Raw genomic sequence first — 20,195 nt, 5'->3', positions numbered from 1 at the left:
GAAGAGTCAGGCAGGAGGGGACAGCGGACGTGGACGCCGAGCTGACCAACAGGAGCAGGGACGCGCTGAACGCGGCGAGCAGCCGTGCCGTGTCCGAGGGGCATCCCGATCTCACGCCGGCCCATCTGCTGCTCGCGCTGCTGAGCGGCCGGGACAACGAGAACGTCGTCGATCTGCTCGTCGCGGTCGGGGCCGACCAGGCCGCGGTACGGGCCGGCGGTGAGCGGCTGCTCGCCGCGCTGCCCAGCGTGACCGGGTCGACCGTCGCGCCCCCGCAGCCCGACCGCGAGACGCTGGCCGTCATCGCGGACGCCGCGCGGTACGCGAAGGACCTCGGCGACGACTATCTGTCCACCGAGCATCTGCTGCTCGGTCTCGCCGCCAAGGGCGGCCGGACCGGGGAGGTGCTGAGCGGCCAGGGCGCGACGGCGAAGAAGCTGCTGGCCGCGTTCGAGAAGAGCAGGGGAGGGCGCCGCGTGACCACACCGGACCCGGAGGGTTCGTACAAGGCGCTGGAGAAGTTCGGCACCGACTTCACGGCCGCGGCCCGCGAGGGCAAGCTGGACCCGGTGATCGGCCGGGACCAGGAGATCCGCCGCGTGGTGCAGGTGCTGTCGCGCCGGACCAAGAACAACCCCGTGCTGATCGGTGAGCCCGGTGTCGGCAAAACCGCCGTCGTGGAGGGGCTCGCCCAGCGCATCGTCAAGGGCGACGTACCGGAATCCCTGAAGAACAAGCGGCTGGTCTCCCTCGACCTCGGTGCGATGGTCGCCGGGGCGAAGTACCGGGGCGAGTTCGAGGAGCGGCTGAAGACCGTCCTCGCGGAGATCAAGGACAGCGACGGGCAGGTCGTCACCTTCATCGACGAGCTGCACACCGTCGTCGGCGCGGGCGCGGGCGGCGACTCCGCGATGGACGCGGGCAACATGCTGAAGCCGATGCTCGCCCGCGGTGAGCTGCGGATGGTCGGCGCCACCACGCTGGACGAGTACCGCGAGCGGATCGAGAAGGACCCGGCGCTGGAGCGCCGCTTCCAGCAGGTGCTCGTCGCCGAACCGAGCGTCGAGGACAGCATCGCGATCCTGCGCGGGCTCAAGGGCCGCTACGAGGCGCACCACAAGGTGCAGATCGCCGACAGCGCGCTCGTCGCCGCCGCCACGCTCTCCGACCGGTACATCACCTCCCGGTTCCTGCCCGACAAGGCGATCGACCTGGTCGACGAGGCCGCGTCCCGGCTCCGGATGGAGATCGACTCCTCGCCCGTCGAGATCGACGAGCTCCAGCGGGCCGTCGACCGGCTGCGGATGGAGGAGCTGGCCCTCGCCAAGGAGACCGACCCCGCCAGCCGCCAGCGGCTGGAGAAGCTGCGCCGCGACCTCGCCGACAAGGAGGAGGAGCTGCGCGGGCTGAACGTCCGCTGGGAGAAGGAGAAGCAGTCCCTCAACCGCGTCGGTGAGCTGAAGGAACGCCTGGACGAGCTGCGCGGCCAGGCCGAGCGGGCCCAGCGCGACGGCGACTTCGACACCGCGTCCAAGCTGCTGTACGGGGAGATCCCCGGCGTCGAGCGGGACCTGGAGGAGGCGTCCGCCGCCGAGGAGGAGGCCTCCCGGGACACCATGGTCAAGGAGGAGGTCGGCCCCGACGACATCGCGGACGTCGTCGGTTCGTGGACGGGGATCCCGGCCGGGAGGTTGCTCGAAGGGGAGACGCAGAAGCTGCTGCGGATGGAGGAGGAGCTGGGGCGGCGGCTGATCGGCCAGGGCGAGGCCGTGCGCGCGGTGTCCGACGCCGTGCGCCGCACCCGGGCCGGGATCGCGGACCCCGACCGGCCCACCGGTTCGTTCCTCTTCCTCGGCCCGACCGGGGTGGGCAAGACGGAGCTGGCGAAGGCCCTCGCGGACTTCCTCTTCGACGACGAGCGGGCGATGATCCGCGTCGACATGTCGGAGTACGGTGAGAAGCACAGCGTGGCCCGGCTCGTCGGGGCGCCTCCCGGCTACGTCGGCTACGAGGAGGGAGGCCAGCTCACCGAGGCCGTCCGCAGGCGCCCGTACAGCGTGGTCCTGCTGGACGAGGTGGAGAAGGCGCATCCGGAGGTCTTCGACGTCCTGCTCCAGGTCCTCGACGACGGCCGTCTCACCGACGGCCAGGGGCGGACCGTCGACTTCCGCAACACCATCCTCGTCCTCACCTCGAACCTCGGCAGCCAGTACCTGGTGGACCCGCTGACCGGTGAGGAGGAGAAGAAGCGGCAGGTTCTCGAAGTGGTCCGGGCGTCCTTCAAGCCCGAGTTCCTGAACCGGCTGGACGACCTCGTGGTGTTCTCCGCCCTGAACGGCGAGGAGCTGGCGAGGATCGCCAGGCTCCAGCTCGACCGGCTCGCCAAGCGGCTGGCCGAGCGGCGGCTCACCCTGGAGGTGAGCGACGCGGCGCTCGCGTGGCTCGCCCGCGAGGGCAACGACCCCGCGTACGGGGCCCGGCCGCTGCGCCGGCTGGTGCAGACCGCGATCGGGGACCGGCTGGCGAAGGAGATCCTCGGCGGCGGGATCCAGGACGGCGACACCGTCCGGGTCGACACCTTCGGGGACGGTCTGCTCGTCGGCCGCGCCTCCGGTCCCGCGCCGGAGGGGACGGGCGAAGGGGCTTCGGCGGGCTCGGGAGCGGAGTCCGGGGAGGCGTCCGGGGTGGCCGGAAAGACGCTCTGAGCGAACCCCATCGGGACCTCTCCGCCGAAACCAGCCACCGACGCGTAACCGCCGCCGGGCGGGGGTTGCCATCACCCGCCCGGCATGGGGGAGGATGACTCAATCCGTACGAAGGGAAATACACGGTGAGCATCGACCCGTCCTCGATTCCGAACTTCGGGGGCCAGCCAGAGCCGCAGCCCGGTGAACCGGCGGGCCCCGTCGTCCCGGATCAGGATCTTGTGAAGCAGCTCCTCGACCAGATGGAGCTGAAGTACGTCGTCGACGACGAGGGTGACCTCGCGGCGCCGTGGGAGGAGTTCCGCACGTACTTCATGTTCCGCGGTGAGGACGAGCAGCAGGTCTTCTCCGTGCGGACGTTCTACGACCGGCCCCACGGCATCGAGGACAAGGCAAGCCTGCTGGAGTCCATCGACGACTGGAACCGCCGCACCCTGTGGCCGAAGGTCTACAGCCACACCCACGACGACGGCACCGTCCGGCTGATCGGTGAGGCGCAGATGCTCATCGGCACCGGTGTGAGCCTGGAGCACTTCGTGTCGTCCACGGTGAGCTGGGTCCGCGCCGCCATCGAGTTCGACCGCTGGCTGGTCGAGCACCTCGGCCTGGAGAAGGACGTCGACTCCGCCGAGGGCACCGACGACGAGTAGGCGGCCCCCAGGCCCACAGGTCCCCGAGGCCGGCAGGCCGCGAGGTCCGCTGGGCCCGCAGGCGTGTTCCCCTCGTACCCGCGGCCCCCGGCGCCCCGTTCCCCCGGTTCCTTCCGGGGCTACAGCGGCGCGCGGCCGAAGGCGATGAGGAACACCCCGTAGGACAGGGAGAGCCCGGTCAGGAACGTGATCACGACGATCGCGTGCCCCGGCCGGGCTCTCGCCGTCCGGGCGAGGGCCAGGGCGGGGGGGATCAGCAGCGGGAACGCGGGCAGCAGGAACCGCGGCTTCGACTCGAAGAAGCCGGACCCGCCGAGCGCCACCACCAGCAGCACCCCCGTGTAGACGACCAGCGGCAGCGGGACCCGTTCGGCCAGCAGCAGGGCGAACAGCAGTACGGCCACCAGTACGGTCACCAGGGCGATGGGGAAGACGAAACGGCTGGTGCGGGTCAGGAGCACCCCGACGAACTGGAACGCGCCCACCCCGAAGTCGAACCGGGAACCCCAGTCGCTCTGCACCTTGAAGTACCCGCCGGGCAGATCGTTCCTGCGCAGCCCCACCCAGGTCACGTACGCGCACCAGCCCGCCGGGGCGATCAGCGCGCCTGTCCACAGCCTGTGGACAACTTTCCGTCCCTCGCGCCGGGCCCGCCACAGTTCCTGCGCCGCCGCGGCGAGGACGGCCGCCGCGACGGCGAACCCGTTGGGCCGGGACAGCCCCGCGAGCGCGGCCAGGCTGCCCGCCCAGACCCAGCGGCCGGACAGCGCCGCGTACAGCGCCCAGACGGCGAACGCGGTGAGCAGCGGCTCGGTGTACGCCATCGACAGCACCACCGAGTGGGGCATCACCCCCCACAGCAGCACCAGCAGCAGCCCCACCGGGCGGCCGTACAGCCTGCTGCCCAGGACGAAGATCCCGCAGGCGGCGGCGGCCGCGGCGGTCCACGACACCAGCAGCGCGGCGGCGCCCCAGGACACCGGCAGGACGCTCTCCACCGCCCGTACGAGCCCCGGGTACAGCGGGAAGAACGCCAGGTCGCTGAAGATGACCCCGGGCCGGTAGTGCGTGGTGCGGTGGCCGTAGCCGTGCGCGGCGATCCCGAGGTACCACACGGAGTCCCAGGACCGCCCCAGCAGCCGGAACAGGGACCGGTCGGTGGCCGAGGCGGCGACGGCGACCGCGAGGACGCCGACGAGCCGTACGGCGGCGAACAGTCCGAGCGCGGTGACCACCGGTGGCAGCCGCCGGATCGCCGGTCGGTACCGCTGTGTTCCCGGCCCGGCGGCCGGGGGCTGGGGGGCCGGGGGCGCGATGGTACGGGGATGGCTCACACCGGAACCTTGCGGTGCGCGTCCCGCGAGGTGGCCGAGGCGCGGCCGAACGGGGCGTACACCCACCCGATCCGCCGCAGGACGCCTTCGCTTGCGCTTCCGAGGTTTCCTGCGCTGGACGCACTACGTCCCGTGCGGGTCGCCTTCGCTCGCGCCCGTAGGTTTCCTGTGCCTGCCGTACTTGTCCCTGTGCGGGTCGTTCGTGGGTGCGCAGTTCCCCGCGCCCCTGGGGGGTGCCCCGTTGCGGTCGCTCTTCGGGTGCGGGTCGCCTTCGCTTGCGCTTCCGAGGTCTGTCCGGGTGGACGAACTTGTTCCTGTGCGGGTAAGTCCGTGGGTGCGCAGTTCCCCGCGCCCCTGAAGGGGCGCCCACCTGGGGTTGTTTTTCACCCTCCTCCCCGTGCAGTCGCATGGCTGCGGGAGGGGGTGGGCGGGAATCTCTGCTCGCAGACTCCGATGCTCTTCAGTAGCTCCGCTGGACGTCGTACCGAGCGTGTCGGATCGAGGACGGAGAATCCCGACCGGCACCGACCCGAAGAACCGGCCGGACGCGCCCCAAAGGGGCGCGGGGAACTGCGCACCCCACGAACGACCTGTGCGGGAACGAAGTGCGCCCCGCCGGACGGACCTGGGAAGCGCAAGCGAAGGCGACCCGCGGGGAACTGCGCGAAACCACCGAACGACGGCACAGCAACGAAGTGCGTCCCGCCGGACGGACCTGGGAAGCGCAAGCGAAGGCGGGCCGTCAGGGGGTGAGCTGCTTGAGGCGGGTCACCGCTTCTTCCAGGACCTCTGTGCGTTTGCAGAAGGCGAAGCGGACGAAGGGGGCGCCGGCCTCGCGGTCGTCGTAGAAGACGGCGTTCGGGATGGCGACCACGCCCGCGCGGGACGGGAGCGCGCGGCAGAACGCGAAGCCGTCCGTCTCGCCCAGGGGACGGATGTCCGTGGTGATGAAGTACGTGCCCGCGGGCACGTGGACGCCGAAGCCCGCGTCGGCCAGCCCCCCGGCGAGCAGATCCCGCTTGGCCCGCAGCTCCGCGCGCAGCCCGTCGTAGTAGGAGTCCGGGAGGGCGAGCGCCTCCGCGATCGCGTACTGGAAGGGCCCCGCCGAGACATACGTGAGGAACTGCTTCGCCGAGCGGACCGCCGTCACCAGCGCGGGCGGACCGGTGACCCAGCCGACCTTCCAGCCGGTGAACGAGTACGTTTTCCCGGCCGAGGAGATCGTGAGGGTACGGTCCCGCATCCCGGGCAGACCCGCCAGCGGCACATGGCCGCCGGAGCCGTCCGGCTCCTCGAAGACCAGGTGCTCGTAGACCTCGTCCGTGACGACGATCAGATCCCGCTCGACGGCGAGCCGGGCGATCTCCGCCAGCTCGGCACGGGTCAGCACGGTGCCCGTCGGGTTGTGCGGGGTGTTGATCAGCAGCAGCCGGGTGCGCGGGGTGACCGCGGCGCGCAGCTCGTCCAGGTCCAGCCGGAAACGGCCCCCGGACGGGCGCAGCGTGACCGGGACCCTGGTACCGCCCGCCAGCGCGATGCTTGCCGCGTACGAGTCGTAGTAGGGCTCCAGCGCCACGACCTCGTCGCCGGGCTCCACCAGGGCCAGCAGGGCCGCCGCGATGGCCTCCGTGGCACCCGCGGTGACCAGGACCTCGGTGTCCGGGTCGAGGGTCAGCCCGTAGCGGCGGGCCTGGTGCGCGGCGATGGCCTCCCGCAGCTCCGGGACGCCCGGACCCGGCGGGTACTGGTTGCCCCGGCCGTCGCGCAGCGCCCGGACGGCCGCCTCGCGGATCTCCTCGGGGCCGTCGGTGTCGGGGAAGCCCTGGCCCAGGTTGATCGCACCGGTCCGGGCCGCGAGCGCGGACATCTCGGCGAAGATCGTCGTCCCGAACTCGGCGAGACGGCGGTTGAGGAGGGGGCGGCCGGCGGGGCCGGGGGTCGAGGTCATGGACGTCATCCTGCGCTCAACCTCTGGACTTCCTCAACTCTGCTTTGGCGCGGACACGCGGAGGGCATCTCCGTCACACGCCGGCGCGCGGTCCGTGTCCGGGGGGTTCGGACCGCGCGCGACATGCGGAATGATGACCGGACAATGAGGGCAACCCAGGCGCCGCGGACAGTGCGGCGGATATGGGCGAGAACGGGGGGTTCATGATGGGGATCATCGTGAGTGTTGTCATCGTGGTGGCCGTGGTGACGGTCGTCCTGGTGATCAGTTCGCGGGCCATGCCGGGGCTCAGCAGCTCGCGGCGGCGGCGGTCGCGGAGCTGGTGGGCGGGGGATTCCGGGGGTTCGGGCGGGGGTGGCCACCACACCAGCGGTTCGTCCGGCGGATCGTCCTGCGGTTCCTCCTCCGACGGCGGGAGCAGTTCCTCCTGCGGGGGTGGCGGGGGCGGCTGCGGCGGCGGGTCCTGACCCGCGTGGCGTAGGTCGGCCCGCGCTGCGGAGGCCGGCCGCGCGGCCGCACCCGCGCACCGTACGTACCCGCCGTCCACCGGCACCGTGCGGAACCCGTCGGCCGTCCCGGTCGGCGGGTGTCCGTCGTCGTGGCGGGCCGGGGGGCGCGCGTTCCGGGGCGGGGGGCGTGGAACCAGGGCGCACTCCTGGTACGGGAACCCTCTCCCGTAACCCCCGCCCCATGAGTGAAATCCCGTCACCGGCGGTACGGGGCACGGCGGTTGAACAGTTGAGCTGTGCAGCCCTCGGGGGGATGGAAACCCTCCGAAGTTGGGTAAAAACGCTGTGGTGGAGCCGTAGTTCATGATTCCCTCTTAAGCGTCAAGGCAGCCCTCGGACACCTCGTGGGCACGAGCCGGCAATCAGATCGCCCGGACCCGTTCCGGACCGTTCGCCCCGCGCCACCCCCGGGCGCCAGCCGGCCCCACCTCTCTTTGCGTGCTAGCGGAGCCGACCCATGCTCACGACCCTCACCACCTCCTACACCGACACCAGCGCCTCCGACCTCGCCTGGGCGCTGGGCCGGGAGCCGCTGCCCGCCCTGGCCACCCTCGATCTCGAACTGTCGGGAACCAAACTCCAGTTGAGACTTCTCGGCGCCTCCCACCAGGTCCTGCTGGAGGAGGAGCGCGGCATCTGTTCGGAGACCGTCGCCTGTATCCCCGGCAGCAGTACGCCCCTTCCGCTCGGGGTCGCGGAACGCGTCGGGGACTGGGAGTACGAGTTCGCGGCCCGGGTCGAGACGCTGTCCAGCGGGCAGTTCACCGGCCGGGCGCAAGAACTCATCGCACTCGTTTCCGACCATCCGAACGGTCTCGCGGGCGTCTTCCCCGGCGACCCGCACGCGTTCACGGCGATGCTGGCCCAGCGGCACGAGGGGCACGTGCACTGGCGCACCTGGCACGCCTACCCCCAGGACGGCCAACTCGTCGCCACCCGCACCCGCGTGGGCGTACGGGTGGCCGCCACGCTCTAGGCGTACGGCCCCGGCCGGACGGCCGGGTTCCCTCCCCGCGCGGGTACCGGCGGGGGCGCGGGTCGGACCGGCCCCCGTGCGCCCGGCCGGGGCGGCGCGGGCGGGGCCGGAGTCCCCGGAGGTCTGCGGGGCGGGGCGGGGCGTCGGTACGCTCGTGGCATGAAGCACGAGGTGGTCGTTCCGGTCGGGGTTGAGCCTCTGCGTGAGGCCGTCGCCGACACCGTCGCGGTGGCCCGGGCCGTCCCCGGGTTCCAGCAGGACGCGGGGGAGCCACCCGGCACGGGCAGGCTCAAGGTCCGGGCCGGGGGTACCTCCATCACGTACCGGGGCACGTTCCGGGTCACCCCGGACCCGGACGGCTTCCGGCTCGACGCCGAGGGCACCGAGGTCCGTGGCACCGGGACCGTCCGGGTCACCGTGACCGCCCGGCTGGTCCCCGAGGGCACCGGGACCGGCGTGCGGTACGACGCCACCGCCGAGGGCGACGGCCGGGCCGGGGAGCTGACCGCCGAGGCGGTGGAGGCCGCGGTCACCCGGCTGCTGACCCGCTTCACCGAGGCGCTCGCGGGCACCTCGGGCCACGACACCCCGCACGACGACGGCGACGGCCTCGGCGGCAGCGGACAGGACGGCCAGGATCACGCCGCCGACCTGGCCGGTACCGGACAGGGCGACCCGGCCGACGGCGACGACCCGGCCGACGGGGACGACCTGGCCGACGGGGACGACCCGCCCGTGCCCGCCGGGGACGACCTCGCCGACGGGGACGTGTCCGACGACGGCCGCCCCGGGGACCCCGGTCCGGAGTTCGCCGGGGTGGACGACAGCGCCGCCGGGATCGACGACCCCGACGCCCTCGACGCCCTCGATGACGAGGACGGCATCGACCCCGCCGAGGCGGAGGCCGCCGACGCGGCCGAGTCGCTCCGGACGGCCGAAACCGAGGAAGCCGCCGCCCAGGAGGACGAGGACGGCCACGAGGACGGCCACGAGGACGGCGAAGAGGACCACGCGGGGCCTGGCGCCACGGACGGGCAGGACACGGACGCCGGGCAGGACGCACCGGACGGGCCTGCCGCACCGGACGGGCCTGTCGTGCCCGACGGGCCGGACACCGGCGCACGGCCGGAGGAACCCGACGGGCGGGTCGAGGACATCGACGCCGCCCATGACCTCGCGGGTGTCGCCGACGACGTCGTGGAGGAGGTGGCCAGGCGGGAGGCGCCCGGACCGCCCGCCGAGGCCGCGCACGCGCGCCGGACGATGATCGGCCGCAGCGCCGAAGAGGTCGACCACGCGCCCCCGCGCGGCCGGTACGCCCCGGTCGCCGTACCGGAGGCGACCGGGCAGGCGGCGACCCTGCGCTGGGCCGCGCCCGCCGCCGCGCTGGTCGTCGCGACGGCGATCGTCGTCGGGCGGGCCCTGCGGCGGCGGCAGTGACCGCTGAACGTAGGGTCGGCACGTGAGCAGCGACGAGATCACACTGACCGCGGGCGACGCGGAGGTGACCGTACGGCCGGGCGACGGCGGCCGGATCGGGAGTCTGAAGGTCGGCGGCACCGAACTGCTGCGCCAGGGCGAGCACTTCGGGAGCTTCCCGATGGTGCCCTGGTGCGGACGGATCCGGGACGGCCGCTTCCGGGACGGCGCGGACGTCCATCAGATGCCGCTGAACGCCGCCCCGCACGCCATCCACGGCACGGCCAGGGACGGGGCCTGGCGCACCGCGCGGCACAGCCGCACGGCGGACCGGGCCGTGATCACGCACGAGCTGACCGACCCGTGGCCGTACCCCGGCCTGGTCACCCAGGTGGTGGAGCTGGCACCCGGTTCCCTCACGCTCACGCTCGCCGTGGAGACGTACGGCTCGTCGTTCCCGGCCCAGGTGGGCTGGCACCCCTGGTTCAACCGGCAGCTTGCGCCGGACGCGGAGACGGTACGGATCGACTTCGCGGCGGCGTGGCAGGAGCGGCGGGGCGCCGACCATCTGCCGACGGGCGAGCGGATCGATCCGCTGCCCGGTCCGTGGGACGACTGCTTCGGCATGCCCGACGGGGTCGACGTGACCCTGACCTGGCCGGGACAGCTCGCCCTGAACATCACGTCCCGTGAGCCGTGGGTCGTCGTGTACGACGAGCAGGAGGCCGCCGTGTGCGTGGAGCCCCAGACGGGTCCCCCGGACGGCCTCAACACCGCGCCGCGCCTGGTCACCCCCGTATCGCCGCTGGAAGCCACCACCACCTGGACCTGGACCTCCCTCGACCCCGGCTGACCCCGGGCGGGACGCGGCACGCGCGCGGCGCCCACCCGTGGGAACCCGGGGAACCACGGGCCCACCTAAACTCGCCCCATGAGCGACGCACGTACCGACCTGCTCGGGCAGGTCAAGGACAAGGCCGTGGTGCACGGCAAGGTGACCCTCTCCTCGGGTATCGAGGCCGACTACTACGTCGACCTCCGCCGGATCACCCTGGACGCCGTGGCCGCCCCCCTCGTCGGCCGGGTGATGCTGGACCTGACCGCCGACCTCGACTTCGACGCGGTCGGCGGGCTGACCCTCGGGGCCGACCCGGTCGCCACCGCGATGCTGCACGCCGCCGCGGCGGACGGCCGCACGCTCGACGCGTTCGTCGTCCGCAAGGCCGCGAAGGTGCACGGGATGCAGCGCCAGGTCGAGGGCCCCGACATCAAGGGCCGCCGGGTCCTCGTCGTCGAGGACACCTCCACCACCGGCAGCTCCCCGCTGACCGCCGTGGAAGCGGTCCGCGCGGCCGGTGCCGAGGTCGTCGCCGTCGCCACGATCGTGGACCGCGCGACGGGCGCCGCCGAGCGCATCAGCGGGACGGCGGGCGTCCCGTACCGCTTCGCGTTCTCGAAGGACGAGCTCGGGCTCGACTGAGGACGCCCGCGCGGGCGGTCGTACGGATGCTCGTACGGCCGGGTGCGGCCCGGCCGGACGGGTCCGCGCGGCCCGCCGCTCCCGGCACCCGGCACGGGAGCACCCGCTCACGTCTGGGAAGATGGCCGGGACGATGACGTCGCCACCCCGTTGCCACTCCCGGCGCACCCCGTGCCCCGGACAGTGACCGGGTCCGGATCAGCCAGGTCAGGGTCGGTCAGAACCACACCCCGCGTAATCACGAGGAGCGGACAGATGCCCATCGCAACCCCCGAGGTCTACAACGAGATGCTCGACCGGGCGAAGGCAGGCAAGTTCGCCTACCCGGCCATCAACGTGACCTCTTCGCAGACCCTGCACGCCGCCCTGCGTGGCTTCGCGGAGGCCGAGAGCGACGGCATCATCCAGATCTCCACCGGTGGCGCGGAGTTCCTGGGCGGCCAGCACAGCAAGGACATGGTGACGGGCGCCGTGGCCCTCGCCGAGTTCGCGCACATCGTCGCCGCCAAGTACGACGTCACCGTCGCGCTGCACACCGACCACTGTCCCAAGGACAAGCTGGACACCTACGTCCGGCCGCTCCTGGAGATCTCCGCCGAGCGGGTCTCCCGCGGTGTGAACCCGCTGTTCCAGTCCCACATGTGGGACGGCTCCGCCGAGACCCTCGCGGACAACCTGGCCATCGGCCAGGAGCTGCTCGCGAAGGCCGTCGCCGCCAAGATCATCCTTGAGGTCGAGATCACCCCGACCGGCGGCGAGGAGGACGGTGTCACGCACGAGATCAACGACGAGCTGTACACCACCGTCGACGACGCGATCCGCACCGCCGAGGCCCTGGGCCTGGGCGACAAGGGCCGCTACCTGCTCGCCGCGTCCTTCGGCAACGTCCACGGCGTCTACAAGCCGGGCAACGTCGTGCTCCGTCCCGAGCTGCTGAAGGACCTCCAGGAGGGCGTCGGCGCGAAGTACGGCAAGTCCGCCCCGTTCGACTTCGTCTTCCACGGCGGCTCCGGCTCGACCGCCGAGGAGATCGCCACCGCGCTGGAGAACGGCGTCGTGAAGATGAACCTCGACACCGACACCCAGTACGCGTTCACGCGTCCGGTCGCGGCCCACATGTTCACGAACTACGACGGCGTCCTGAAGGTCGACGGCGAGGTCGGCGCCAAGAAGCTGTACGACCCGCGCACCTGGGGCAAGGCCGCCGAGGCCGGCATGGCCGCCCGGGTCACCGAGGCGTGCGGCAACCTGCGCTCCACCGGCACCCGCATCAAGTAGTCCGCCGAGCGGCCCGCGCCGCACGAGCGGCACGCGGCACCCGGCACGTACCGAGGCCCGGCCTCCCCTTCCCGGGGCGGCCGGGCCTCGGCGCGTGCGGGCACGTACGGTCGTGAGGCACCCGTAGCGGGGCGCACCCGACGCGAGGGCGCCCGTACCGGCGCCGACCGGCGCGCGGGCCCCCGTACCGGCGCCCACCGATGCGAGGGCGCCCGTACCGGCGCACGGGCCCGGGCGCCCCGTACCGAACGGAGCAGGGATGGCGTACCCGTACGACTTCGACACCGCCGTCGACCGGCGCGGCACCTGGTCCGTGCAGTGGGACGGGGTCGCGGACCGGTTCCCCGTGCCCGGTCTGCTGCCGTTCACCATCTCCGACATGGACTTCCCCGTCGCCCCGGCCGTCCGGGACGCGCTGCTGCGCCGGGTCGGCCACGGGGTGTTCGGCTACACGGACTGGCGCAACGACGACTTCCTCGGCGCGGTCACCGACTGGTTCGCCCGCAGACACGGGACCCGGATCGACCCGGGATCGCTGGTGTACGCGCCGTCCGTGCTCTCGCAGGTGTCCCAGCTGCTCCGGATGTGGACCGAGCCCGGGGACGGGGTGGTCGTGCACACCCCCGTCTACGACGGCTTCCGCAAGGCCGTCGAGGGGCTCGGACGGGAGCTGCGCGGGGTCGGCGTCCGCGACTGGGAGGCGCTGGAGCGCGAGCTGGCCCGCCCCGGCGCCCGTGTCCTGCTGCTCTGCTCCCCGCACAACCCCACCGGCACGGTGTGGACGGACGCCGAGCTGACCCGGACCGCCGCGCTCGCGGACCGGTACGGCATCCCCGTCATCAGCGACGAGATCCACGCGGACCTCACCCACGAGGGCCATGTCCACCGGCCGTGGACGCACTACGGGCGGGGCCGCTGGGCGCTGGTCACCTCCGGTTCCAAGGCGTTCAACTTCCCCGCGCTGACCGGCTCGTACGGGGTGATCGGCGACCCCGCCGACCGGACGGAGTTCCTGCGCCGGACGGAGAACGGCGAAGGGCTCGCCTCCCCCGCAGTCCTGTCGCTCACCGCGCACATCGCCGCGTACCGGGAGTCCGCCGGCTGGCTCGACGCGGTCCGCGCGTACACGTACGGCAATCTGCGGCTCGTCGAGGAACGGCTGGGCGCGGAGCTGCCCGGACTGGGGTGGCGGGCGCCGGACGCGGGGTACCTCGCCTGGATCGATCTGCGGCCCCTCGGGCTGACCGGCGACGACGCGCTGCAACGGGAGCTGGTCGAACGGGAGCGGGTCGCGGTGATGCCCGGCGGGACGTACGGGGCGCCCGGGTTCCTGCGGCTGAACGTGGGCTGCCCCCGGAGCAAGGCGCTGACCGGGACCGACGCGGTCGTCCGGGCGGTGCGCAGGCTCACCGGACGGTGACGGACCGGGGCGCTTCGCCGCCTCCGGGGCCGGGATGACGGCACACCCCCGCATCACACCCGGGCACCTGGGAGACTGGAACCCATGTCGATTCACGAGAACCTGCTCGGGGGACCGCCCCCGACCCATCTGCCCGACGACCCGGAGCCCCGCGAACTCCTCGCCGCGGGCACCCCGCCCGCCGAGGTCGCCGGAAAGTACCCCACCTCCTCCCTCGCCTGGGCGCAGCTCGCCGACGAGGCGTACGAGCGGGGCAGCGTCGTGGAGTCGTACGCGTACGCCCGTACGGGCTACCACCGCGGCCTCGACGCGCTGCGCCGCAGCGGCTGGAAGGGGCACGGTCCGGTGCCCTGGGACCACGAGCCGAACCGCGGCTTCCTGCGGGCCCTGCACGCCCTCGCGCGCGCCGCCGGGTCGATCGGTGAGCAGGAGGAGCACGCGCGCTGCACGCAGTTCCTGAAGGACTCCTCCCCGGCGGCGGCCCAGACCCTGGGCTGAGCCGCGTCCGGGTACCGTCCCGGGTGCCGCCACCCCGCCCATATTTCGTACATGTGTACGAACCGCCCGTCCGGTGTTCGCGCCGGGCGGGCCTTGCCGTCCTGCGGACGATCACCGAGGATGCCGGTGGGGACCGGGGCCCCCGTGTCGACAAGGCAGGGGCGGACCGCTACCCGGAGTACATATCGGGAGACAGCGATGTCCCACGAGACACAGGGAGCCGGCCAGGGCGCCGAGAGCGCCCCGCACCTCGACTTCCAGGGCACCACACCGTACGAGGACTATGTCCGGGCGGATGTGCTCACCCATCTCCAGCACCCCCTCTCGGACGATCCCGGCGAGATGGTCTTCCTGGTCACGACCCAGGTCATGGAGCTGTGGTTCACGGTGATCGTCCATGAGTGGGAGACCGCCGCGCGGGCGCTGCGCGAGGACGACATCCCCGTCGCGGTCGCCGCGCTGAAACGTTCCGTCGCGGAGCTGGAGGCCCTCAACGCGTCCTGGCGTCCGCTCGCCCGGCTCACCCCCGCCGAGTTCAACTCCTACCGGAGCGCCCTGGGCGACGGCTCCGGCTTCCAGTCGGCGATGTACCGGCGCATGGAGTTCCTGCTCGGCGAGAAGTCCGCGTCCATGCTCGTCCCGCACCGCGGCGCGCCCCGGGTCCACGCGGAGCTGGAGAAGGCCCTGCACGAACCGAGCCTGTACGACGAGGTGCTGCGGCTGCTCGCCCGCCGCGGCCTGCCCGTCCCGGCCGCCGTCCTGGACCGCGACCTCGCGGCCCGCTATGAGCCGTCCCCCGAGGTCGAGCGGGTGTGGAGCTCCCTCTACGCGGAGCAGCGGCTCCCCGGAACGTCCCCTTCGGGTGACAGCGCGGCACCCGCGGAACTCCTGCTGCTCGGGGAGACGTTGACGGATGTGGGAGAGCTGGTCTGGCGCTGGCGCAACGACCATCTGGTCGCCACCCGGCGCGCGATGGGCGCGAAGACCGGGACGGGCGGTTCGGCCGGGGTGGCCTGGCTGGAGAAGCGGGCCGCGAAGAGCGTGTTCCCCGAGCTGTGGACGGCGCGGAGCCATGTCTGAGGGGGGAGCGGGTCCGGTGACGGGTGAGGCGGCGGCGGTTGGCGGGGCGGCGGCCGGTGCGGCGGCCGGTGCGGCGGGTTCGGGTGACCCGGCCGTGGGTGACGCGGCGGTCGGTGGGGCGGGTGCGGGTGCCCTGGCCCTGGGTGACGTGGGCGTGGGTGACCCGGCCGTTGCGGGTGCGGGTGCCGTCGCGGAGGGGGGTGACGCGGGGCTCCGGGGGCGGGCCGCCGGGCTCGACGCCGCCGATCCGCTGGCGGACCGCCGCGCGCTGTTCGCCCTGGACGGCACGGTCTATCTCGACGGCAACTCCCTCGGCGCGCTGCCCGAGGCCGTGCCCGGCCGGATCGCGGACGTGATCCGGCGGGAGTGGGGCGAGCTGCGTATCCGGTCCTGGGACGAGAGCGGCTGGTGGACCGCGCCCGAGCGGATCGGTGATCTGATCGCGCCCCTGGTGGGCGCCGCCCCCGGCCAGATCGTCGTCGGCGACTCGACCAGCGTGAACGTCTTCAAGGCGGTCGTCGGCGCGATCCGGCTGGCCCGCGCGGGGACGGACGGGAACCCCGCGGGCACCGCACGGGACGAACTCCTGGTGGACGCCTCGACGTTCCCCACCGACGGGTACATCGCCGCGTCGGCCGCCCGGATGACGGGCTGCGAGATCCGCGCGGTGCTCCCGCGGGACGTGCCGCAGGCCCTCGGCCCGCGCACGGCCGCGGTGCTGCTCAACCATGTCGACTACCGGGGCGGGCGGCTGCACGACCTGCCGTCGCTGACCCGCGCCGTCCGCGCGGCGGGCGCGTACACCGTCTGGGACCTGTGCCACAGCGCGGGCGCCCTGCCGGTCGGGCTGGACGCCCACGGGGTGGACCTGGCCGTCGGCTGTACGTACAAGTACCTGAACGGCGGGCCCGGGTCCCCCGCGTACCTCTACGTACGGCGCGACCTCCAGCCCCTGTTCGACTCCCCGCTGCCCGGCTGGACCGGTCACGCGGAGCCGTTCGGGATGCACCGCGGCTACACCCCGGGCGAGGGCGCCCTGCGCGGCCGGGTCGGTACACCGGAGATCCTGTCGGCCCTGGCGCTGGAGGAGGCGCTGACCGTCTGGGACGGGGTCGCGATCGAGGAGGTCCGGGCCAAGTCCCTCGCCCTGACGGACTTCTTCCTGGAGTGCGTGGCCCGTTACGTACCCGAGGGCCGGGTCGAGGTGATGACCCCGTCGGCCCACCACGAGCGGGGCAGCCAGATCGCGTTGCGCTGCGCGGACGCCGAGCCGGTGATGGCCGGGCTGATCGCCCGGGGCGTGGTCGGGGACTTCCGCGCGCCGGACACCCTCCGGTTCGGCTTCACCCCGCTGTACCTCTCCTTCGCCGAGACGGAGCGCGCGGCCCGGATCCTCGGGGAGGTCCTCGCGGCACGGCCCTGACCCCCGGGTGGTGCGGCCGGGCCCGGGCCGGGCCCGGCCGCACCACCGCGAGCCGCGAAGCAGGGGCGGACGAAGGGACGCGGGTGGGGACCCATGCAAGCACTCAGGTGGGGACCGAGCCAGGGACACAAGCGGCGACCGGGGCGGGGGCTCGATCGCCGCACCCGGGCCGGGGCACAAGAGCCCCAAAGCCAGCCCAACCGCGCGTAGGGGCACTGATAGCGTCCCGGCCAACGCCAGCAGCCGTACGAGAGGTCGGAGCATGCCGGACGACGCCACAGCCCGCGCCGCAGCCGAGGAGGAGTCGGCCTTCTCGCATCCGGCGCTCCCCCCGGACGCGACGGCCGCGTACGGCAGCCACCCCGACCAGATCGTCGACCTGTACGCCCCGCACGGCACCGAGTCCGGCCCGGCAGCCTCGTCCCCGCTGGTCGTGGTGGTGCACGGCGGTGCCTGGCGGGCCCCGTACGACCGGTGGCACATCAGCCCGTTCGCCGGGTATCTGGCCCGCCGGGGCTTCGCGGTCGCCTCCGTCGAGTACCGCCGGGGCAGCGCGCTGCCCGCCCCGCGCGGCGCGGACCCCGCGCCCCGGGACCCGGTCGCGGGCCGCTGGCCCGACACCTTCGACGATCTGGCGGCGGCCATGGACGCGCTCCCCGGCCTGGTCCGGGCGGCCCTCCCCGTCGCCGACCCCCGCCGTACGGTGCTCACCGGCCACTCCGCGGGCGGGCATCTCGCGCTGTGGGCGGCCGCCCGCCATGCCCTCCCGCCGGACAGCCCCTGGTACCGCGCCCGCCCGCTGCCGCTGCGGGGGGTCGTCGCGCTCGCGCCGATCGCGGACCTCCGGACGGCCGGGAGGCTCGGGGTGTGCGGCGGCGCAGCCCAGCAGTTCCTCGGCGGCCCGGACGCGTTCGAGCGGCGGCTGCCGTACGCGGACCCGGCGGCCCTGCTGCCCACCGGTATCGCCACGACGCTCGTCCAGGGCCGCACCGACGACGTCGTGCCGCCGGCCGTCAGCGAGGCGTACGCGGACGCCGCCGCGCGGGCCGGTGAGGTGGTGGGCCTGACCCTGCTGGACGGGGTCGGTCACTTCCCGCTGATCGACCCGGCGGCGGACGCGTGCGCGGTGGTCGCGGAGGAGATCGCCCAGCTCGCCTGGTGAACCGGGGTGGCCGCCCGGTGAAGCGCCCGGCCCGCCAGGTGAACCGGGTCGACCGGGTCCGCGCGGGGCCCGCCGCCGGAGATCGAATCCGTGCGGGGGACACGCCTCGCCCGCCCCCGTCATACCTGAGAGCTATCTCACGGCGCCCCGCCCTCCTCCGGCCGGGCACGGGGGTTCGGGTAGTACCTGAGGCGGACACCGGGGAACCCCTCTCGGAGGGGACGACCCGGGCACGTTCCCCGCATACCTTCGTAACGTGACCCAGACCCACCAGACCCCGGGCCCCCAGCGGGCCAAGTCCCGCAGTCCGGAGTACGACCTCGCGAGGGACGTGCTCGGCGGACTGCGACAGGACCTCTTCCACGACGCGTTCGTCTACCGCCCGCTCCGGCCGCTGGGCCCGGACAGCTCCGTCGCGGGGTGGTTCGACGGCCGGGGCAAATGGGCCCCGCACGCCCTGGTGGTGGCGATCGCCGCGTTCGTGTGGTTCGTCGGCACCGCCAGTACGTACAACGCCTCGGAGGTCACCATGCTCCTGGCCGGGCTGCTGCCCGCGCTGGCGGTCGTGGTGACACTGGTCCGGCCCGCGCTGGCGTTCTGGCTGGTGCTGGCGGTCGCACCGGTGACCCTGGCCCTCGGCTGGGGACAGACGCTGTGGCCCTGGTCCGAGGGCAGTTTCCTGGCCCACCTCGTCGTCGTCACGATCGTGGGCATACGGACCCGGCCGCGTACCGCCGCCTGGATGTGGGTGCTGACCCTCGCGTTCTGTCTGCTCGCCAACGGCGCCTACAACCGTGACTTCGGCTCGAACGCCGCGCCGATGCTGTTCGTGTCCGGGGTCCTCCTCCTGCTGGTCACGCTGTGGCACGTCCGGCGTGAGGCGAAGCAGGAGGTGGCGGCCGAGCGGACCGTCACGGCGGTGGAACGCGACCGGCGCACCCTGCTGGAGGAGCGCACCACGATCGCCCGCGAGCTGCACGACGTCGTGGCGCACCATATGTCCGTGGTCGCGATCCAGGCGGAGGCGGCACCGTACCGGGTGGAGAACCCGCCGCCGGAGCTGGAACAGGCGTTCGTCACCATCCGGGAGAACGCGGTCGCGGCGCTCACCGAGCTGCGCCGGGTCCTCGGAGTGGTCCGCGCGGACGACTACCAGGCCCCGGACGCCCCGCAGCCCACGCTCGCCGACCTCGACTCGCTGCTGGCCAATGTGCGCGAGACGGGACTGGAGGTCGAGCGCATGACGACCGGCGCGGTCCGGGAACTGCCGCCGGGGGTGGAGCTGTCGGCGTACCGCATCGTGCAGGAGGCCCTGAGCAACACCCTGCGGCACGCGCCGGGCGCGTCCGCCCGGGTGGAGGTGAGCCATGTCCTCGGCGGGCTGGGCCTGCGGGTGGTGAACGGCCCCGCGCGCGGGCTGGTCAAACCGTCGCCGGGTGCCGGACACGGGATCACCGGGATGCGGGAACGGGTCGCGATGCTGAACGGCGGGATGACGGCCGGGGAACTGCCCGAGGGCGGCTACGAGATCGCCGTGTTCCTGCCCGTGCCGCCGATGGAGGAGACCTCGTGAACGCGCGGACCGGCGGGGCGCCCGTCCGGGTGCTGATCGTCGACGACCAGATCATGGTCCGTGAGGGCTTCTCGGTGCTGCTGAACGCGATGCCCGACATCGAGGTGGTGGGCGAGGCGGTGAACGGCCGGGAGGCCGTGAGCCGGGTCCGGGAACTGTCGCCGGACGTCGTCCTGATGGACATCCGGATGCCCGAGCTGAACGGGATCGACGCGACCCGGGAGATCGTCGCGGCGGACGGCGGGGCGAAGGTCCTCGTCCTGACGACGTTCGACCTCGACGAGTACGTGTACCAGGCGCTGCGGGCCGGGGCGTCCGGGTTCCTGCTCAAGGACGCGTCGGCGCGGCAGCTCGCGGAGGGCGTGCGGATCGTGGCGTCCGGCGAGGCGCTGCTCGCGCCGAGCGTGACGCGGCGGCTCATCACGGAGTTCTCGAAGCTGGCCGCGGAGCCGCGGGTGCCGGCGGTCACGCAGGCGGCGTACGGGGAGCTGACGGAGCGGGAGACGGAGGTGCTGGTGCTGATCGCGCAGGGGCTGTCCAACGCGGAGATCGCGTCACGGCTCGTGGTCGCGGAGTCCACGATCAAGACGCATGTCAGCAGGGTGCTGGTGAAGCTGGGGCTGCGGGACCGGACGCAGGCGGCGGTGTTCGCGTACGAGGCCCGATTGGTGACCCCGACGTAGCCCCACCCGGGAGTCCCCGAGCCCTCACGCCCGGCCGTCTCCCGGTCGCCCCGGGGT

General features: G+C 73.3%; 16 protein-coding genes and 1 pseudogene. 15 read left to right on the top strand and 2 right to left on the bottom strand.

Annotated elements, in window-relative coordinates:
• Positions 1-29 precede the first annotated feature (29 nt).
• A pseudogene (gene clpB, locus OG711_RS18625) lies at positions 30-2,615 on the top strand (ATP-dependent chaperone ClpB); the annotation flags it as partial.
• Positions 2,616-2,830: 215 nt separating this feature from the next.
• Positions 2,831-3,355 (top strand): type III secretion system chaperone family protein, encoded by a 525-nt coding sequence (locus OG711_RS18620; RefSeq protein ID WP_073783102.1) that lies wholly within the window; start codon positions 2,831-2,833, stop codon positions 3,353-3,355.
• 119 nt (positions 3,356-3,474) lie between these two features.
• On the opposite strand, the gene OG711_RS18615 is transcribed toward OG711_RS18620, so the two are convergent.
• Both OG711_RS18615 and OG711_RS18610 read right to left on the bottom strand, forming a co-directional pair.
• The gene (locus OG711_RS18615) at positions 3,475-4,689 is read right to left on the bottom strand and encodes a mannosyltransferase family protein (RefSeq protein WP_107499110.1); all 1,215 of its coding nucleotides are present in this window, start codon (positions 4,687-4,689) and stop codon (positions 3,475-3,477) included.
• A gap of 742 nt (positions 4,690-5,431) precedes the next feature.
• Positions 5,432-6,646: a pyridoxal phosphate-dependent aminotransferase gene (locus OG711_RS18610; RefSeq protein WP_329559813.1), complete on the bottom strand. Its 1,215-nt coding sequence runs from the start codon at positions 6,644-6,646 to the stop codon at positions 5,432-5,434.
• A gap of 173 nt (positions 6,647-6,819) precedes the next feature.
• Between OG711_RS18610 and OG711_RS18605 the strand changes: the two genes are divergently transcribed.
• The 13 genes from OG711_RS18605 (at position 6,820) to OG711_RS18545 (ending at position 20,138) form a co-directional block, all read left to right on the top strand.
• Positions 6,820-7,104 carry a hypothetical protein gene (locus OG711_RS18605; RefSeq protein ID WP_178390927.1) on the top strand — a complete coding sequence of 95 codons (285 nt, stop codon included), beginning with the start codon at positions 6,820-6,822 and terminating at the stop codon, positions 7,102-7,104.
• Between the two features lie 499 nt (positions 7,105-7,603).
• On the top strand, positions 7,604-8,122 hold the full coding sequence (locus OG711_RS18600) for a DUF2617 family protein (protein ID WP_073783106.1): 519 nt from the start codon (positions 7,604-7,606) through the stop codon (positions 8,120-8,122).
• A 159-nt stretch (positions 8,123-8,281) separates the two neighbouring features.
• Positions 8,282-9,562, top strand: a complete 1,281-nt coding sequence (locus tag OG711_RS18595; protein WP_329559812.1) for a hypothetical protein — start codon at positions 8,282-8,284, stop codon at positions 9,560-9,562.
• Between the two features lie 22 nt (positions 9,563-9,584).
• Entirely contained in the window at positions 9,585-10,394 is an 810-nt protein-coding gene (locus tag OG711_RS18590; RefSeq protein WP_329559811.1) for an aldose epimerase family protein, read from the top strand.
• Positions 10,395-10,472: 78 nt separating this feature from the next.
• Positions 10,473-11,021: an orotate phosphoribosyltransferase gene (pyrE, locus tag OG711_RS18585; RefSeq protein WP_073783113.1), complete on the top strand. Its 549-nt coding sequence runs from the start codon at positions 10,473-10,475 to the stop codon at positions 11,019-11,021.
• Between the two features lie 255 nt (positions 11,022-11,276).
• Positions 11,277-12,299, top strand: coding sequence for a class II fructose-bisphosphate aldolase (gene fbaA, locus OG711_RS18580; RefSeq protein WP_073783115.1), 1,023 nt, complete (start codon positions 11,277-11,279; stop codon positions 12,297-12,299).
• Between the two features lie 259 nt (positions 12,300-12,558).
• Positions 12,559-13,719, top strand: a complete 1,161-nt coding sequence (locus OG711_RS18575) for a MalY/PatB family protein (protein WP_329559810.1) — start codon at positions 12,559-12,561, stop codon at positions 13,717-13,719.
• Positions 13,720-13,803: 84 nt separating this feature from the next.
• A complete protein-coding gene (locus OG711_RS18570; RefSeq protein ID WP_073783119.1) occupies positions 13,804-14,217 on the top strand; it encodes a DUF3151 domain-containing protein in 414 nt (137 codons plus the stop codon).
• 198 nt (positions 14,218-14,415) lie between these two features.
• Positions 14,416-15,297, top strand: coding sequence for a tryptophan 2,3-dioxygenase family protein (locus OG711_RS18565; RefSeq protein ID WP_073783121.1), 882 nt, complete (start codon positions 14,416-14,418; stop codon positions 15,295-15,297).
• Positions 15,290-16,720 carry a kynureninase gene (locus tag OG711_RS18560; protein WP_329559809.1) on the top strand — a complete coding sequence of 477 codons (1,431 nt, stop codon included), beginning with the start codon at positions 15,290-15,292 and terminating at the stop codon, positions 16,718-16,720. Before OG711_RS18565 ends, OG711_RS18560 begins: the two co-directional genes overlap by 8 nt.
• Positions 16,721-16,982: 262 nt before the next feature.
• Positions 16,983-17,882 carry an alpha/beta hydrolase family protein gene (locus OG711_RS18555; RefSeq protein WP_329559808.1) on the top strand — a complete coding sequence of 300 codons (900 nt, stop codon included), beginning with the start codon at positions 16,983-16,985 and terminating at the stop codon, positions 17,880-17,882.
• Positions 17,883-18,138: 256 nt separating this feature from the next.
• On the top strand, positions 18,139-19,455 hold the full coding sequence (locus OG711_RS18550) for a sensor histidine kinase (RefSeq protein ID WP_073783125.1): 1,317 nt from the start codon (positions 18,139-18,141) through the stop codon (positions 19,453-19,455).
• On the top strand, positions 19,452-20,138 hold the full coding sequence (locus tag OG711_RS18545) for a response regulator (protein WP_266509572.1): 687 nt from the start codon (positions 19,452-19,454) through the stop codon (positions 20,136-20,138). Before OG711_RS18550 ends, OG711_RS18545 begins: the two co-directional genes overlap by 4 nt.
• The last annotated feature ends 57 nt before the right edge of the window (positions 20,139-20,195 follow it).

The sequence above is a fragment of the Streptomyces uncialis genome (assembly GCF_036250755.1).
GTDB classification, from domain to species: Bacteria; Actinomycetota; Actinomycetes; order Streptomycetales; family Streptomycetaceae; genus Streptomyces; species Streptomyces uncialis.
The sequence above is the reverse complement of the archived record's forward strand: the minus strand, read 5'-3'. Positions and strand labels throughout refer to the sequence as shown.

Excerpts from the sequence above, each read along its gene's own strand:
- OG711_RS18570 (WP_073783119.1), top strand. The coding sequence starts at position 13,804 with ATGTCGATTCACGAGAACCTGCTCGGGGGACCGCCCCCGACCCATCTG.
- pyrE (WP_073783113.1), top strand. The coding sequence starts at position 10,473 with ATGAGCGACGCACGTACCGACCTGCTCGGGCAGGTCAAGGACAAGGCC.
- OG711_RS18575 (WP_329559810.1), top strand. The coding sequence starts at position 12,559 with ATGGCGTACCCGTACGACTTCGACACCGCCGTCGACCGGCGCGGCACC.
- OG711_RS18565 (WP_073783121.1), top strand. The coding sequence starts at position 14,416 with ATGTCCCACGAGACACAGGGAGCCGGCCAGGGCGCCGAGAGCGCCCCG.
- OG711_RS18560 (WP_329559809.1), top strand. The coding sequence starts at position 15,290 with ATGTCTGAGGGGGGAGCGGGTCCGGTGACGGGTGAGGCGGCGGCGGTT.
- OG711_RS18600 (WP_073783106.1), top strand. The coding sequence starts at position 7,604 with ATGCTCACGACCCTCACCACCTCCTACACCGACACCAGCGCCTCCGAC.
- OG711_RS18555 (WP_329559808.1), top strand. The coding sequence starts at position 16,983 with ATGCCGGACGACGCCACAGCCCGCGCCGCAGCCGAGGAGGAGTCGGCC.
- fbaA (WP_073783115.1), top strand. The coding sequence starts at position 11,277 with ATGCCCATCGCAACCCCCGAGGTCTACAACGAGATGCTCGACCGGGCG.
- OG711_RS18610 (WP_329559813.1), bottom strand. The coding sequence starts at position 6,646 with ATGACGTCCATGACCTCGACCCCCGGCCCCGCCGGCCGCCCCCTCCTC.
- OG711_RS18605 (WP_178390927.1), top strand. The coding sequence starts at position 6,820 with ATGGGCGAGAACGGGGGGTTCATGATGGGGATCATCGTGAGTGTTGTC.
- OG711_RS18595 (WP_329559812.1), top strand. The coding sequence starts at position 8,282 with ATGAAGCACGAGGTGGTCGTTCCGGTCGGGGTTGAGCCTCTGCGTGAG.